This window comes from Ureibacillus sinduriensis BLB-1 = JCM 15800 (genome assembly GCF_000772955.1).
Lineage (GTDB): Bacteria > Bacillota > Bacilli > Bacillales_A > Planococcaceae > Ureibacillus > Ureibacillus sinduriensis.
This window is the reverse complement of sequence record NZ_JPVO01000033.1, coordinates 13,444-27,437: the sequence shown is the minus strand read 5'-3', so window position 1 is coordinate 27,437 and position 13,994 is coordinate 13,444. Positions and strand designations below refer to the sequence as shown.

12 protein-coding genes, 1 tRNA gene, 1 other RNA gene and 1 riboswitch are annotated in these 13,994 nt (G+C 38.9%); of the genes, 11 read left to right on the top strand and 3 right to left on the bottom strand.

Going from position 1 to position 13,994, the window contains the following annotated elements; genetic code table 11:
• Nucleotides 1–296 precede the first annotated feature (296 nt).
• Complete coding sequence (locus tag CD33_RS01605; protein WP_036197518.1) at nt 297–1,085, top strand: ABC transporter ATP-binding protein; 789 nt, start codon at nt 297–299, stop codon at nt 1,083–1,085.
• Nucleotides 1,086–1,368: 283 nt separating this feature from the next.
• Here CD33_RS01605 and CD33_RS01600 read toward each other — a convergent pair whose 3' ends face one another.
• Complete coding sequence (locus tag CD33_RS01600; RefSeq protein WP_036197516.1) at nt 1,369–2,130, bottom strand: MBL fold metallo-hydrolase; 762 nt, start codon at nt 2,128–2,130, stop codon at nt 1,369–1,371.
• Between the two features lie 83 nt (nt 2,131–2,213).
• Here CD33_RS01600 and CD33_RS01595 point away from each other — a divergent pair, with 83 nt between their 5' ends.
• From CD33_RS01595 to CD33_RS01570, 6 genes are all read left to right on the top strand, one after another.
• Nucleotides 2,214–2,777, top strand: a complete 564-nt coding sequence (locus CD33_RS01595) for an LOG family protein (RefSeq protein WP_036197515.1) — start codon at nt 2,214–2,216, stop codon at nt 2,775–2,777.
• Between the two features lie 261 nt (nt 2,778–3,038).
• Nucleotides 3,039–4,265 (top strand): threonine synthase, encoded by a 1,227-nt coding sequence (locus CD33_RS01590; protein ID WP_036197514.1) that lies wholly within the window; start codon nt 3,039–3,041, stop codon nt 4,263–4,265.
• A 19-nt stretch (nt 4,266–4,284) separates the two neighbouring features.
• Nucleotides 4,285–4,950, top strand: a complete 666-nt coding sequence (locus tag CD33_RS01585; RefSeq protein WP_088291784.1) for an amino acid ABC transporter permease — start codon at nt 4,285–4,287, stop codon at nt 4,948–4,950.
• Nucleotides 4,931–5,608 (top strand): amino acid ABC transporter permease, encoded by a 678-nt coding sequence (locus CD33_RS01580; RefSeq protein ID WP_036197511.1) that lies wholly within the window; start codon nt 4,931–4,933, stop codon nt 5,606–5,608. Before CD33_RS01585 ends, CD33_RS01580 begins: the two co-directional genes overlap by 20 nt.
• A 14-nt stretch (nt 5,609–5,622) precedes the next feature.
• A complete protein-coding gene (locus tag CD33_RS01575; RefSeq protein WP_036197509.1) occupies nt 5,623–6,366 on the top strand; it encodes an amino acid ABC transporter ATP-binding protein in 744 nt (247 codons plus the stop codon).
• Nucleotides 6,367–6,378: 12 nt separating this feature from the next.
• Complete coding sequence (locus CD33_RS01570) at nt 6,379–7,260, top strand: cysteine ABC transporter substrate-binding protein (protein ID WP_036197507.1); 882 nt, start codon at nt 6,379–6,381, stop codon at nt 7,258–7,260.
• Nucleotides 7,261–7,305: 45 nt separating this feature from the next.
• Here the strand turns inward: CD33_RS01570 and CD33_RS01565 are convergent, their stop codons facing one another.
• Nucleotides 7,306–7,686 (bottom strand): hypothetical protein, encoded by a 381-nt coding sequence (locus CD33_RS01565; RefSeq protein WP_052129891.1) that lies wholly within the window; start codon nt 7,684–7,686, stop codon nt 7,306–7,308.
• Between the two features lie 203 nt (nt 7,687–7,889).
• On the opposite strand from CD33_RS01565, the gene CD33_RS01560 reads away from it, so the two are divergent.
• Together CD33_RS01560 and CD33_RS01555 are read left to right on the top strand one after the other, a co-directional pair.
• Complete coding sequence (locus CD33_RS01560; protein WP_052129890.1) at nt 7,890–8,516, top strand: RraA family protein; 627 nt, start codon at nt 7,890–7,892, stop codon at nt 8,514–8,516.
• 252 nt (nt 8,517–8,768) lie between these two features.
• Nucleotides 8,769–8,920, top strand: a riboswitch (cyclic di-AMP (ydaO/yuaA leader).
• Between the two features lie 129 nt (nt 8,921–9,049).
• Entirely contained in the window at nt 9,050–10,306 is a 1,257-nt protein-coding gene (locus CD33_RS01555) for a cation:dicarboxylate symporter family transporter (protein ID WP_036197506.1), read from the top strand.
• Between the two features lie 370 nt (nt 10,307–10,676).
• On the opposite strand, the gene CD33_RS01550 is transcribed toward CD33_RS01555, so the two are convergent.
• Nucleotides 10,677–10,769, bottom strand: a tRNA-Ser gene (locus CD33_RS01550).
• Between the two features lie 260 nt (nt 10,770–11,029).
• Here CD33_RS01550 and ffs point away from each other — a divergent pair.
• Nucleotides 11,030–11,296, top strand: an RNA gene (gene ffs / locus CD33_RS01545) — signal recognition particle sRNA large type.
• 306 nt (nt 11,297–11,602) lie between these two features.
• Nucleotides 11,603–13,993, top strand: a complete 2,391-nt coding sequence (locus CD33_RS01540; protein WP_052129888.1) for a DUF8725 domain-containing protein — start codon at nt 11,603–11,605, stop codon at nt 13,991–13,993.
• Nucleotide 13,994: the final 1 nt, after the last annotated feature.

Sequence of the window (13,994 nt, the reverse complement as noted above, 5' to 3'; positions counted from 1 at the left end):
AAGGTGTCTCCTATTACAAGGGGACACCTTTTTTAGTTGCCAGGCTCTAAGTTGAACGTTCCGTTAGAATCATGGAATTCCTGCAAGGAAATGAAGGACGATTAGTATCCGGGTCGCCATTATCCTTCCATGAGGTGTCCTGATAAATAACAGAAATTCTAGCATAATCTAGTTCGAAAACCTAATTAGAACGTTTACTCTTATTATTGATATCCGAATTGGAAAAGATAATTTGGTACAACAGTTTGAATGAGACGATTGTTATTTACTGCAGGAATACAGGAGTTGATTAATAGATGCGAATGAACGTCAGTAATGTTGAAGTTGGCTATGACAAGAAAGTGATTGTCAACGGCTTAACAATTGGCATTCCCGATAGCCAAATCACGACAATTATCGGTTCTAATGGTTGTGGCAAATCAACATTGCTAAAGGCAATGACAAGAATTATCCCACATCAAAAAGGGCGGATTTTGCTGGATGGTTCCGAGATTCAGAAGAGGAATACAAAAGAACTAGCTAAAGAATTAGCTATTCTGCCGCAAACGCAGGATAGTGCTTCGGGGTTATTGGTTGAAGAATTGGTTTCATATGGCCGTTTCCCATATCAATCAGGCTTTGGAAATTTAACTAAGAAAGATAAGGAAATTATTGATTGGGCACTGAAATCAACGAATACCAATGAATTAAGAAATCATTATGTGGACGAGCTTTCAGGGGGACAAAAGCAGCGCGTTTGGATTGCAATGGCTCTTGCCCAAAATACGGATATCATCTTTTTGGATGAACCGACCACCTATCTCGACATGGCACACCAGCTAGAGGTGCTGGAGTTGCTTCAAAGCTTGAATGAAAAAGAAAAGCGGACCATCGTAATGGTATTGCATGATTTAAATCATGCAGCAAGGTTCTCGAATTACATGATTGCCCTTGAAAGAGGGAAATTGGTGAAGGCAGGCAAACCAGAGGAAGTGATGACACCCGAAGTGTTAAAAAAGGTTTTTAATATCGATGCAGTCATTGGCAACGATCCCCGTTCAAATAAACCATTATGCATTACGTATAATTTAATCAAAGAAAACTAGTTTTGTTAAACTTAAAAAGGGGAAAAGCGCTGGTTGTTAGCACAGTGCTTCAGAGTGTAGACAAAGTCGATCTTCGACTTTGTCTACACGTTTTTTTAGTCTATTTCCTTCAATAAAAATTACCCAGACTGTCTTGAAAACGCTTGGCAGACAAGGCGGGCAGTCGAGTGAAGACCCGAATAGAACAAAACGTTCATGAGGGGACGAACGAGACAACCAACGCAGGATGAAAGCGTTTGTAAACAGACTAAAGCACTGTTTGTTAGCATAGTGCTATTTTATCCTAAATTATTTCGAGCACTTCCTGCATCTTCACAAGCCGTATCTTGGCCGCTTGTATCTCTTCTTTATAATCTTCAGCATTATCGTTATAGTGCATAGCATAAATTATCTCGTGGAACGATACCGGATAATAATCAAGCACTTCTTCGAGTGTCGCGTGGACACCATTAAATGTGAAACTTACATCTTGAAAGATTGCAACGGTATTTTCATCAACGTGCTGTACCAGGTTTGCAGCCACTAAATTTTTTATATCTCCTGAAAAAACAATATTCGCACTTTCAGATGATAATTTAAAACCGGCACTGATTAAGCCATCCGCATGGAAATTGGTTGTATCAATCACGGAAAAGGAGTATTTTCCAATGGTGAAGGGCATACCATCCTTCAGTAAAATAAAGTCACAAAAGTCATCCACAGTGCGTCCTTGATTATCTAAGCTATTTCCAAGGTAATTCTTTAAAAGGGCAACAAGCTTTTCATGAACGATGATGGTTGTTTTTAAAGGGGAATGCCGGCCATTTTCAAATTGCCAGAACCGGGACATGACTAACTCTTCCAAACCGCCGACATGGTCATAATGAAGGTGCGAAATAAAGACGTAATCAATCGCCAAATAATTAAAGCTAGCCGCTGGTAGACTATTTCTTAGAGTTGTTCCTGCATCAATCAACAGGAATTTATTGTCGAGTTCAATGATATAGTTATTATGATAGTTGCTTTTTGTGAAAGCACCACCAACACCTAGTGGGAAAATTTTCATAAGAGGTTCTCCTTTTTAACAAAGTATTAATAATTACGAAGTATACTTGTAGTATATCAAAATGGATTATTGGGGGAATTAAAATGAATGTTGCGATTTACTGTGGTTCTCAGACAGGGAAAAAGACTATCTATATAGAAAAGGCAAAAGAACTTGGTGTAACATTGGCAAAATCCAACATGGGTATTGTCTATGGCGGTTCGAATATAGGTTTGATGGGTGCAGTTGCCGATGCTGCATTGGCTCACGGTGGAAGCGTCATCGGTATTATGCCCGAGCATTTACAACAGCGTGAAATTGCCCATTTGCACTTAACGGAAATTCATTTTGTTGAATCGATGCATGTCCGAAAAAAGAAAATGATCGATCTTTCGGATGCATACATTGCTTTACCGGGTGGTTGCGGCACACTAGATGAATATTTTGAGGCCTTTACTTGGGCTCAAATCGGCTTACACCATAACCCGGTTATTTTATATAATATTGATGGTTTCTATGATGCCCTTATTATGCATTTTGATAAAATGATGGAAGAGGGCTTTATTAAGGAAGAGCAACGCGGTATATTGAAAATCGCTAGTACAGCGGACGAAATTCTAACTCTTTTAAGGCATCAACAAAATACTTTACTAAAAAAAGGGAGCTAATGCTGCCTGATATATAATAAATGTTTTAGAGCCGGCGGTAATTTAATTATCGCTGGCTTTTCTGTTTATCGCTTATTGATTGTCATTGACAGTTATAGTGTGAAAAGTTAGAAAAGTACTAAAACATAGTTGACTTATCGGAAAACTGATATTAAGATTATCTTAGTTTCATATAAAAGCTGATTGGAAAACCAAAGGCTGCAATCGTTCTATTACCATGTAGGGCGAATTGCTGCCTTTTTTCGTATTGGAGGAAATGTGATGAAAAAATTTAGTTATGTATCTCATTTAGAATGCCCAAAATGCGGCGAAACATATGAGGAAAATAAAATTCAACAATTGTGCCAATGTGGTTCGCCTTTATTAGTGCGTTATGATTTGGAAAAAGTCAAAGCCAATGTTTCCCCTGAAGAAATAACGGCTCGTCCAAATACTTTATGGAAATATCATGAGGTACTGCCGGTACACAACGAAGCCGACGTTATATCGTTAGGGGAAGGGATGACCCCGTTTGAAAAGCTCCCGACACTTGGTGCGGTTTATGGACTAAATAATTTATATATCAAGGATGAAGGCGTCATCCCGACAGGATCTTTTAAAACAAGAGGTGCCAGTGTCGGTATCTCCAAAGCGAAGGAACTAGGCGTTAAACAACTGGCCATGCCGACGAACGGAAATGCTGGAGCTGCCTGGGCATTATATGCAGCGAAAGCAAATATCAAAGCGACAATTGTTATGCCACTGGATGCACCTGAAATTACGAGAAAAGAAGTTTACATTTCTGGTGGCGACTTGCATTTAATTAACGGTCTAATCAGTGATGCTGGGAAAGTTGTGGCAAGCTTGGTCCAAAATCAAGGAGTCTATGATGCTTCCACATTAAAAGAGCCTTATCGTATTGAAGGTAAAAAGACTATGGGATATGAAATAGTGGAACAATTCGGCTGGAAAGTGCCGGATGTAATTTTATACCCGACTGGCGGTGGTGTAGGCATCATCGGAATCTACAAAGCAATCTTGGAGATGCAGGAATTGGGCTGGATCGAAAAAGGGAAATTCCCACGTTTGGTAGCTGTCCAAGCGGAAGGTTGTGCACCAATTGTTGATGCATGGAAAAAAGGAGAAAAAGAATCTGTCTTCTTTGAGAATTCAACTACATGTGCATTTGGTATCAACGTACCGAAAGCATTGGGTGATTTCTTGGTATTGGAAGGAATTTATGCAACAGATGGGTGTGCCATCGCAATTTCTGAAGAAGCATTATTAGAAGCCCAAAAACAGGTGGCTTCATTGGAAGGAAACTTCATTTGTCCAGAAGGTGCGGCAACATTTGCGGCAGCCAAAACATTGCGAGAGCAAGGTTGGATTCAAGAAGACGAACATGTTGTCTGTTTAAATACCGGATTGGGACTGAAATATCCAGAAACTGTTGAAATTGAAGGTGTCGACACACTACAGCCTGGTCAACAGATTCTAGTAAATAATTAATTGTTAGTTGGTGGTGAATTTGACATTTGATTGGCAATATATGATTGATGTACTCCCTCACTATAAAACGGCACTATGGTTAACGCTGAAACTTGCATTTATCGGGATAGTGTTTGCGATTTTGGTAGGGTTGATTTGCAGTATAATTCAGTATTTCAAGATAAAAGCATTAAGCAACATTGTCCAGGTCTATTTAGAAATAGCACGAAATACGCCGCTATTAATTCAATTATTCTTTTTATACTATGGACTGCCAAAGGTAGGAATCACTTTAAGTGGGGAAGTTTGCGGAATTATCGGATTGACGTTTTTGGGAGGGAGTTATATGGCTGAGGTATTCCGATCGGGGATGGAAGCTGTTGCGAAATCCCAAGTTGAGACGGGTAAAGCCATTGGACTTAGTAATTTACAGTTAATGCGTTACGTAATTATCCCTCAAGCATTTTCCTATAGTGTTCCCGGCTTTAGTGCAAATTGTATTTTCCTTTTAAAGGAAACATCCGTATTTAGTGGCATTGCCATTTTAGAGCTGACAAACACTACAAAAAACCTAATGGGCATTTTTTACAAAACAAACGAAGCTTTATTCATGTTGGTTGTTGGATATTTAATTATTTTGCTTCCTTTAACAATATTTTTAACCTGGCTGGAAAGGAGAGTTCGACATGCTGAATTCGGGAATTAGTATCCTTTTCGAAGGTATAAATTTGCAACGATTGTTATTGGGTCTTCTCGTTACTTTGCGTGTCGCTTCAATAGCTGTGGTTATTTCTATTGTAGTTGGAATCATTATAGGCGTTATTAGAACATCGAAAAATAAACTGGTTCAGCTTCCATTCAGAATTTATTTGGAGTTGTTTCGGATCATACCGATTTTAGTTTGGTTATTTGTCATCTATTATATTGTTCCCGCCAATTTCGACATCAATCTAAGTTCAGAGGTAGTTGCGCTTATTGTCTTTAGTTTATGGGGGACAGCCGAAATGAGCGATATTGTGCGTGGAGCAATCATCTCACTGCCAAAACATCAAGTAGAATCGAGTAAAGCTCTGGGGCTAAGTCCAGTACAGATGTATCGTTATGTGCTTATCCCCCAAGCAACGAAACGATCAATTCCACCGATGATCAATTTAATAACGCGGATGATTAAAACAACTGCTTTGTTAACAATGATTGGCGTAATCGAAGTAATTAAAGTAGGACAGCAAATTATAGAGGTAAATAACCTGGAATATCCATCGGCTTCATTCTGGATATACGGAATTATATTCCTTATGTACTTTTGTATTTGTTTCCCATTATCACGCTTTTCTAGAAAGCTCGAACGAAAATGGGCAACTTAAGGAGTTGTTAAATAGTGAGTGAACAAGTTCCAATTCTGCAAGTGAAAAAGCTTGTAAAAACTTATGGCGATAAACCTGTACTAAATGGGATTGACTTGGTAGTTGAAAAAGGAAAAGTAATTGCCATTTTAGGGCCATCGGGTTGCGGAAAGAGTACATTCTTGCGATGCCTTAATGGGTTGGAAGAAGTACAAGGCGGAGATATATTGCTGGAAAGTGAGAGCCTGATTAGTAAATCCACGGATTGGCGAAATGTACGCCAACGTATCGGCATGGTATTCCAAAGTTATGATTTGTTTCCGAATTTGACTGTTATGGAAAATATCCTCTTATCTCCTTTGAAAGTACAAAAACGTCCACGTCAAGAAGTGGAGGCTCAAGCAAGGGAACTTTTGGAACGTGTTGGCTTGGCTGATAGGGCAAATGATTATCCAAGACAGTTATCCGGTGGTCAAAAACAACGGATTGCAATTGTCAGAGCCTTATGTATCAATCCGGATATCATGCTATTTGATGAAGTAACCGCATCGCTTGATCCAGAGATGGTCCGTGAAGTATTGGATGTAATCGCGCAGTTGGCAGATCAAGGGATGACCATGCTGATCGTCACCCACGAGATGAACTTTGCAAGACTCGTTGCGGATGAAGTGATTTTTATGGATAAAGGAAATATTCATGAGCATGCCCCAGCGGAACGATTTTTCTCAGATCCTCAAACCGAGCGGGCTCAGCAATTTCTAAATATATTACAATTTTAGGGGGATAACGGTATGAAAAAAAGAATAATATTATCATTCTTGGCTGCACTTACAGCGATTGTTTTAGCTGCATGTGGAAACAGTGATACAGATTCGGGAACAGCTGATAATGCATCAGGTAATTCTGAAGAAACCGCATCGGCTATTGATGAAATTAAAGAACGCGGAACATTGCGTGTTGCCGTGTTTAGTGATAAACCACCATTCGGGTACGTGGATTCAAATGGTGAAAATCAAGGCTATGATGTGGTACTTGCTAAACGTCTTGCAAAGGATTTACTTGGTGATGAATCAAAAGTGGAATATGTGCTGACAGAAGCGCAAGCCCGTGTCGATTTACTGAAGTCCGACAAAGTAGATGTAGTTTTAGCTAATTTTACAGTAACACCGGAACGTCAGGAACAAGTGGATTTTGCTAATCCATATATGAAGGTAGCCATTGGTGTAGTTTCGCCAAATACAGCTCCAATCGAATCTGTAGGGCAATTGGAAGGCAAGAAAGTGATCGTAACGAAAGGAACTACGGCGGAAACGTATTTCATGAAGAATCACCCTGAAATCGAACTTGTAAAATATGATCAAAACACAGAAGCTTTTGAGGCATTAAAAGATGGGCGTGGAGATGCAATGGCCCAAGATAATGCATTATTATTTGGCTGGGCAAATGAAAATCCTGACTTTACCGTGGCACTATCCTCATTAGGGGATTTAGATTATATTGCCCCAGCCGTTCAAAAAGGGAATACCGAACTGCTAGAATGGCTGAACACGGAATTGGAAGCTTTAGGAGGAGAACAGTTCTTCCATAAAGCATATGATGAAACATTAAAGCCCGCTTTTGGCGAAAATATCAGTGCGGATGATGTAGTAGTAGAAGGAAAAAGAGAAGAATAAAGCGGACTCCCCTGTAAAATTATCCTACAGGGGTTTTTTGGGGAATTACCGCAGAATGATTGCTACGAGCAATGGAATGGTCATTAATAGCAAAACACCGAAGCTCCATAATACCTGTTTGGAAGTGGACATATTTTTGGGACGAATACTAATTGTATCGTATAAAGTAGTAAGTGCTTGCTGCTCTTTTTTATAGAGCATGTTTTGAAACTGTTCGTAATCATCGATATAGGTATAAGGTGAATCTACACCAAATCTGAGGGAACGGATGTCATCCGTGACATCTTGATTGTCATGGAAATATAAAATTGTTGGGGCAAGTCCTCCGGTTGACTTGGCAATAACATCAATATCAAATGTAGCCATCCTGTATCCGGGCTTCCCATTCTTCCCCTGATATTGCATGACTAAGCGATTCAATTGCATACAGATCACTCCTAATTGTCATTATGTATATATAAATATTTTTTTAGAAGATCGTTCTTTCACATCTTACCCAAATGTCCACATATTAATGGGTCAGCTTAAATTTAATTAATAAAAATTTACTATTTAGTTTGGACTATTATTCTTATATTATCGGAATTGATATAATATTTGAATAACTATTAAGAACGGAGGATATTGAAATGGAAACAAGAACAATCCAACAAAGGTTGCTCGGTATACCTACCACGGCAATTTCGGATGCAACAGGTGGTCATACAAATATTGATGGAAGCATCAAACCACTTAGTAATCATTTTAAAATCGCTGGACGAGCACTTACAGTAAGGTTGCCGGATGGGGAGAATGGAGCTGTACTCGAAGCGATCAGTAAAGCACAAGAAGGCGATGTTATCGTGATTGATGCAAAAGGAAATATGAATCGGGCAGTAGCGGGGGACTTTGTTATTTCTCTTGCAAAAGGTCTAGGGGTACAAGGATTGGTTGTAAATGGTGTAATTCGTGATATTGAAGCAGTTCGGGCCTTAAATTTCCCTGTTTTCTCCTTAGGTACTACTGTAGCAGCAGGTTTCAAGAATGGGGGAGGTACTGTAGGTGTGCCGATTGCCATTGGGGGTGTAGCAATCCAGCCCGGCGACTATATAATTGGAGATATGGATGGTGTTGTGGTTGTGCCCAACAAAGATGTCGAACAAGTAATTAATGCCGCAGAAGCCAAAATGCAAAATGATGAGCTGAGAGAATCGGAAGCGCTATCCGGAGGTGCATCATCTATCCGGGCTTACCTGGATAAGGTTTTGGCAAAATAAAAGTATTAAGGTTATTTCCTTAATCTATAGAACTACGGACTGTCTTGAAAATGCTTGGTAGTCGGGTGAAGACCCGAATAGAACATAACGTATATGAGAGGAACGAAAAAACCAAAGCAGGATGAAAGTGTTAGTCAACCATCCAACTACTTTAAAGTAATTTAATAGTTATCTCTTTTATCTTATTTGCATAAAAACGCTGGAAATAATCATTTATTTACTTTTCGAGTATAATAATGATAAAATTTACTTAGTAATTTTCCGCTTAATCCGTTTTAGGAGCGGGGGACCCAAATTTATTATACGGATATTTCCGTTATGGGTGAATTCTGAAACAGAAGGGGCTTAATGTTTCCGAAGTCCCAACCCGAAAGCTAACCTCGTAAGCGTTTAAAGGAAGCGATATGAAGGGATTTAGTTATTCAATAGGACGAGCTGTCTTTGAGTTAATTAGATTGATAGGATTCATTCATATACATGTTTCCCTTACCAAAGTAATAAAATTGAAAGTCATCAAGAAGGTGGGGTAATTAATGAAGTTTAAGTTAAGTTTAGCAACACAAATCTTTATTGGTCTTATTTTAGGGATTATTGTCGGTGGAATCTTCTACGGAAGCGAAACGGCACAAAGTGTTTTACAGCCATTCGGGGATCTTTTCCTTCGATTAATTAAACTGATTGTTGTACCAATTGTACTTTCCAGTATCATTGTTGCAATAGCAGGTGTCGGCGACTTGAAATCTGTTGGTAAACTGGGTGGTAAGTCATTAATCTATTTCATTGGTATGACATTAATTGCAATTGCAATAGGACTAATATCAGCCAATATATTCCAACCAGGTTCTGGTCTAAATATGAACAATTTAAACCAAACGGACATTTCTGGTTATATTGATACTTCACATGAACAAGAAGGAAAGTCAATTGTCGATACAGTTCTACATATTGTGCCAACAAATCCTATTCAGGCATTGGTTGAAGGCGATATGCTGGCGATTATTTTCTTTGCAGTCGTGTTGGGTCTAGGAATTGCAGCGATTGGCGAAAGAGGAAAAACAGCATTAAACTTCTTTGAAGGTATATCACATGCTATGTTCTATGTAACAAACTTATTTATGAAGTATGCTCCAATTGGTGTTTTCGCTCTAATTGGTGTAACAATCTCCAAATACGGGTTTGCATCATTAATTCCTCTTGCTAAACTAGCGCTGACAGTTTATGGAACAATGATTTTCTTTGTTCTTGTCATATTGGGAATTATGGCCAAAATAATTGGGTACAGTATCTTTAAATTAATTAAAGTTATTAAAGAAGAGTTAATTTTGGCATTCTCTACGTCAAGCTCGGAAACAGTTCTTCCTAGAATTATGGACAAAATGCAACAAGTGGGTGCACCGAAGCATATTTCAACTTTTGTAATTCCGACAGGTTATTCATTTAACTTGGATGGCTCGGTATTATATCAAGCAATTGCTTCATTATTTGTTGCACAAATGTATGGTATACACTTGAGTATTGGTCAACAAATCATGTTAATGCTTGTCTTGATGATTACATCAAAAGGTATGGCCGGTGTACCAGGCGTATCATTCGTTGTATTATTAGCTACATTCGGAACAATGGGATTACCTGCAGAAGGCCTAATGTTTATTGTAGGTATTGACCGTATCCTGGATATGGGCCGTACTGCGGTAAATGTAGTAGGGAATTCATTGGCAGCACTTGTAGTTGCTAAATGGGAAGGCCAATTTAACCCGAATGAAGAAGTGGACAACACTCAAAAAGCCTAACATAATGGATTTCCTTCAGAAATGAAGAGAGAACAACTATATATGAAAAAGGGGAGAAGACTTTCAACGATTCATGTTGAAAGTTTTTTTCTTTCAAAATAAATGTAAGTTAATTTTACGTTTAGGCAGAATTTCTCTGAGGGCGTGCAAACATCTGTAAGAGTCGTCGGCTATACCAACAACTAATTTATGAAGTGACTGGAAATGAAATTATTTTGATTCGGTCAAACCGGGGTACATGCTAAAATGCTTTGGTATTAGCCATATATAATCAAAAAAGACTTATGAAGGAAATAAACTTCATAAGTCAAATAAAAAAAAACCGATTTCACAAGAAACGGTTACGTAGTAGTAATATGAAATTAAAAAATGGCGGAGGCAGTAGGATTTGAACCCACGCGCGGTTTAACCCGCCTGTCGGTTTTCAAGACCGATCCCTTCAGCCAGACTTGGGTATGCCTCCGTATTAAATATGTCGAACTGTATCGACAAGAAATAATATATCATGTATTATAACCTTGGTCAATAGTTTTATTCAATTTTTTAGAGAGAATAAATAGTATTTATTTTTCTTAATATGGCATCCTAAATCTTCTTTAAACTAGCAAATCGACAATTTAGAATATATGAGTTAGACGCATTTCAATAGAAAAACACAGTTTTCCAAAATAACCAGAACAAAACATTGCAATCACCCCTTGGTATAAAGTATACTAATTTATGCCGTGCTAGGTGGGGAGGTAGCGGTGCCCTGTAACTCGCAATCCGCTCTAGCGAGACTGAAGTCCTTTTCTGAGGCTGTCCTTATGTTTGGTCTGCCTCTTGCACGTAGCGTTGAAGGTTGGGTCCTGCGCAATGGATACCCACGAACCATGTCAGGTCCGGAAGGAAGCAGCATTAAGTGGCTTCATCCATGTGCCGCGGGGTAGCCTAACCTGAGCTGGCGACAAGAGTAACGCTTATGTACGGCTGTCGAAGAAAGGTGCACGGCTTGATTATACATATTAAGCCATGTAGGCACTTATAAAGACAAAATCAACTTTAACAGTTGGTTTTGTCTTTTTTTTTGTGCAGGTATTTTTGTTTGCAACAGATAATTTTTATCTTTCAGAAAGGAATTCTTTGCAAAACCCCCCGCATTCCTCATAGTGGGTTTATCTGAATAGTTAAGGATAATGATTTTAAACGAATGCGAACAGTACGAACGAAATCTGAAAATTTATTAATATTTTGGTAATACTGGAACTTAAATGTAAAATGAACGTACCAATTAAAGAGGAAAAAGGGGGTTAAGTTTTGAGAAAAAGAATAATGCCAGTAATACTGTTATTATTATTTATTTTTAGTTTTCTACATATAAACAGTGCAAGCGCAGCGCCTAAATTAGAAGTCAATGCAGAAGCGGGGATATCCAATAAAGTTAAATACTACTCGCCACTACCGATGAAAGTGACTGTTACTAATAATGGCTCGCACTTTTCCGGGGATTTAGTCATAGATGCAGCTGAATCTCACTCTGTAGGTTCTGGATTGGTGTATCCGGTAGATATTGCAGAAGGAGAAACAAAAACGATTCAATTGTATTTGAACGGACTATCGGATGACTATTTGTATAGTGGCACTCAACAGGCAAACCTATTTACTTTTTATGAAGGCGGTATTGAGGAAGGAAAGCCTATTGAATTCACAGGAACAAAAGTGGTGCGTCCACAATTTCATGAACAGGAAGCAACTTTTATCTATACGTTGACAGAAAATAGTGACCGATTATCCGCCTTTCAACGTTTAAGGCAATTTTCAACTTTTAATGTTGAAGTTTTCCATGTAAATCAGTTGAAAGGATTTGAATTTCCATCTGAAACAAAAGGATTGGCGATGGCGGATGTTATAGCGGTAGATGAAATCAGTCTTGCCGATTTTTCTGAAAAGCAGCAACAAGCGATATATAAATGGGTAGAAAATGGCGGAACACTTCTAATGGGTGCTTCCGATCAGGTGGAAGTATCTGCAGGACCTTTTGAAGATCATTTACCATTAACCCTTACTAACGAAAGGGTCGCTATCTCAAAAGAAAGCCTGGAGTCATTGTCGAATGAGGGAATATTCACACAAAATATTGAGATTTATAAAGCCCAGGAAAAAGAGGGAAGTACGCGCTTGCTTGCTGATGGGGATTCCATCCTGGCATCGAGTATGGCCTTAGGAAGTGGGCAAATCATACAAACGACCTTCTCTTTAGGTGATCAACCACTGGCAGGAATGGATGGCTATGTAAAATTAATTGCTCCCATATTAAACTTGCAAAATCCAAGACAAAACAATTCATTTGGAATGTACTACGGCGGTATCAATGATTATCTTCCCACGGAAGTTGGAAGTGTCAATGAGCTCTTCCCTTCGTTTGAAGTATCAACAACATTGCTCGTGATAACAATTATTGTTTATATCTTATTGGTGGGGCCATTACTTTATTTTGTTCTTAAAAGAATGGATAGACGGGAACATGCATGGTGGGTGATTCCGGTCTTATCGATTGGACTTTCACTTTGCATGTTCATATTTGGGGCGAAAGACCGCTTGCTGCAATCCCAAATCCAACAGTCCGCTTTTTATAAAGTAGAAGGTGAAAACCTGGTTGGTAGTTACGTGGAGTCCATCCTAACAAACCGTGGAGGAGACTTTATGTTCACGACGGACGAAAATACGACAGCCGTCGCTTCTAGAAATTCAAATTTTTATGGAAGTCCATCAGAAAGTGTGCTCCATGAAAAATCGTATGTGAAAGAGCATGCAAATGGTTCCACGATTAATCTAAGAAACTTGAATTACTGGTCTGTCCAATCAATTGTTGGCGAATCGAAAATAAACAATGCAGGGAATATGGATATCCAATTATCAGTTAAAGATGGAAAAGTGGAGGGAAGCATTACGAACAATTTCCCATTCAAATTAAATGATGTGGCAATATGGTCCGGAACTCGCGAGATTGAATTAGGAGACATCGAAGCTGACGGTACACTGGAAGTTTCGGAAGAGGTTAAAAATTCCATTTTACTTGCACCATCTTTTTCAAATTATAATTATTCACAAGCACAATCCAAGGATGATCTAATGCCGGTGCGCTTAGAGAAACTAAAGTATGGGGTTGGGGCACTCACAGAAAATGAACGATTGCCTATTATTACAGCATGGACAAACGAGGCACTGGTTGGGATTGAATTGGATGGGAATGCAAAAATGTCGCCGGTAGCCTATATTGGTCAAAGCTTCGAGCCGTCAATTGAATTATCAGGTGAATTCACTTTGGATAAGGAATCCTTAGAAGTTTCTCTAGATCAATCGAGTGGTTCGGGCTATATGGAATTAATAAATGATGCAACCAATGAGTGGTATTTGGATAAAGGGGAGTATGAATTCAATGTGTGGGTACCTGATGAGCTTTTGGAAGACACATCTTGGACCGGGGTCTCGATTTCCAATAATTCATCAGATCGTATGTCGCTTGCTATTTGGAATGGAACTACATCTCAATATGAAGATATAGAGGAGAAGGATGCAAGTTACACAACGAAATTGGACCAATATATATCATCGGAAGGTCAATTGAAAATCCTTGTGCGGATAACGGATGATGTGGGGTCACCTGTTAAAATGCCGGATGTTGAAATAAAAGGGGTGGCGCAGTAAT